Origin of the sequence: Streptomyces specialis (assembly GCF_001493375.1) — a bacterium.
In the GTDB taxonomy this organism is placed as follows: Bacteria; Actinomycetota; Actinomycetes; order Streptomycetales; family Streptomycetaceae; genus Streptomyces; species Streptomyces specialis.
In genome coordinates this window covers 1-947 of record NZ_LN929890.1, presented here as the reverse complement: position 1 = coordinate 947, position 947 = coordinate 1, and the positions used below count along the sequence as shown (strand labels likewise).

1 protein-coding gene is annotated in these 947 nt (G+C 68.4%); it reads left to right on the top strand.

Annotated elements, in window-relative coordinates; all coding sequences use genetic code 11:
- Positions 1-269 precede the first annotated feature (269 nt).
- Positions 270-803 carry a DUF305 domain-containing protein gene (locus BN2279_RS09780; protein ID WP_059008319.1) on the top strand — a complete coding sequence of 178 codons (534 nt, stop codon included), beginning with the start codon at positions 270-272 and terminating at the stop codon, positions 801-803.
- Positions 804-947 lie beyond the last annotated feature (144 nt).

Below are 947 nucleotides of genomic sequence, written 5' to 3'. Positions count from 1 at the left end.
TTCGGAGGCACGTGAGCACAAGCACACTGACAGTCAGTTTTTATGTACTGCGACGGGCCCCCCCTACGATCCGCCCTCCCCACTTGGTCGGCGGCGTCAGAGGTGTATAGGAGACAGGCCCGCCCCCGGCTCCGGGTGGCCGGGCCCCGCCGCCGTCCCTGAGCGGACCGGGACTCCTGCGCATATAGGCGCGCCCACGCGGCGCCGGAACCTCCGGCGCCGCGCTCCGGCACGCCGTTTTCCCTTTCCTTCGCGCAGAGAGCAGCCCCATGACCCGCACCACGACCCGTTCCGTCGCGTTCGCCCTCGCCGCCCTGACCCTGGCCGCCTGCGGCGGCGGCGACACCGACGGGACCACCCACAACGCGGCGGACGTCACGTTCGCCCAGGCGATGATCCCGCACCACCAGCAGGCCGTGGAGATGGCCGAACTCGCCCTCGACCGCGCCTCGTCCGAGGACGTGCGGGCGCTGGCGGAACAGATCAGGGCGGCCCAGGCCCCCGAGATCGCCACCCTGACCGACTGGCTGGACACCTGGGACGAGGACACCGCGCCCGCCGCCACGGAGGACCACGCGGGCCACACCATGCCCGGACTCGGCGAACTGAACGACGCGACCGGCCCGGCCTTCGACACCGCGTTCCTGGAGCTGATGATCGAACACCACCGCGGCGCCGTCGAGATGGCCCGCACCGAGCGGACGGAGGGCGCCTACGAACCCGCCACGTCGATGGCGGAGTCGATCATCACGTCACAGACCGCCGAGATCGACCGCATGACCACCCTCCTGCCCCCCGACTGACCCCCCCGCCTCCTACACACAACTGACGCTGCCGACGAAGTGGCCAGTAGCGAACTTCACCGGCACCCTTTCGCTCAAAATATACACAATCTAATCAACACAATCACACACCAGTCAACACCTGACAGCTATCACCATTATGCG